The 1,068-nt window shown below is 69.4% G+C and carries 1 protein-coding gene and 1 pseudogene; one reads left to right on the top strand and one right to left on the bottom strand.

From position 1 onward, the window contains the following. Window positions 1-669: pseudogene (locus ACFC0D_RS38750) on the bottom strand (hypothetical protein); the annotation flags it as partial. Between the two features lie 100 nt (window positions 670-769). Here ACFC0D_RS38750 and ACFC0D_RS38745 point away from each other — a divergent pair. Continuing rightward, a partial coding sequence (locus ACFC0D_RS38745; protein WP_376446838.1) for a GntR family transcriptional regulator occupies window positions 770-1,068 on the top strand: 299 nt, incomplete at its 3' end.

Here is a 1,068-nt window from a genome sequence, read left to right as displayed (position 1 = left end):
CCGCACCCACTGCAGCTCCTGCTGCAGGTGTGCGGGGCGATAGCGCGCCTGCTGTGCCCGGCGTGCCTGCAGCAGGTCGTCCAGATAGGGGGCCGGTGCGTCGGCCGGCAGACCGTAATAGGCAGCATAGCGTTGCAGGTTGCGGAACTGGCGCTGCCCCGGGGTGTGATCGGTCAGCGACAGCAGGCGCACCGCCGGATCATCCAGCAGCGGCTCCAGCAATGGCAGCAACCCGGGATAGGGCAGCTCGGCGCGCAGGTGCAGGTAGTGGTCGCTGCGCAGGCCACCGCCACGGCGCGCCTCGGCCAGCGCCGCATGCGCGGCCTGCAGGCTGCGTACGCGTACGCTGTCGGCCTCCACGTCGCCCACGGCCAGCGCATCGCAGGCCGTAGTGATGCCTGCAGCCAGCAGCTGCGCATCGTGCGCCTGCACGGCCGCGGCCGCTGGGAAGGCCACGCCCGGGCGTGGTACCAGGTGCTTCTCCAGATTGTCGGTATGCAGCTCAACAAACCCCGGCAGCAGCCAGTCGCCGCCGCAGTCCTCGGCGCCCGCCCTGCGCACGCGCCCCTGCCCCACGGCGTGGATGCGTGGCCCGTCCAGCACCACATGGCCGTGCACGATCTCGTCGGCCAGCACCAGTTTCAGGTTGTCGAGGATGTGTTCGCCCATGGTTTCCGTAGCCCGTGTCATGCCATTGCAATCGCAGCGCGTTGATATGCCTGCACGTGCAGTGCACCTGTCTAGTCCAGCAGCCGCAGATGGAGGTTTGATGACCATGCCCGACCCGGCCCTGACGCCACGCGATTCGGCGCTGCCACTGTGGCAGCAGATCGAACAGGCGCTGCTGCGGCAGATCCGCGAACGCCAGCTGGTGGAGGGCGATGCACTGCCCTCGGCGCAGGTGCTGGCCAAGCGCTTCGCGGTCAACCGCCACACCGTGCGGCGCGCGATCGAGGCGCTGGAAGAGCGTGGCTACGTGCGCACCGAGACCGGTCGCGGCAGCTTCGTGCAGGAGCATCCGTACCACTACCCGATCAGCCGGCGCACGCGCTTCGGCCGGGCCATGCA

Source organism: Streptomyces sp. NPDC056222, from assembly GCF_042264065.1.
Taxonomy (GTDB): domain Bacteria; phylum Actinomycetota; class Actinomycetes; order Streptomycetales; family Streptomycetaceae; genus Streptomyces.
Note: the sequence above shows the minus strand (reverse complement) of the source record. Positions and strands in the feature narration are given on the sequence as shown.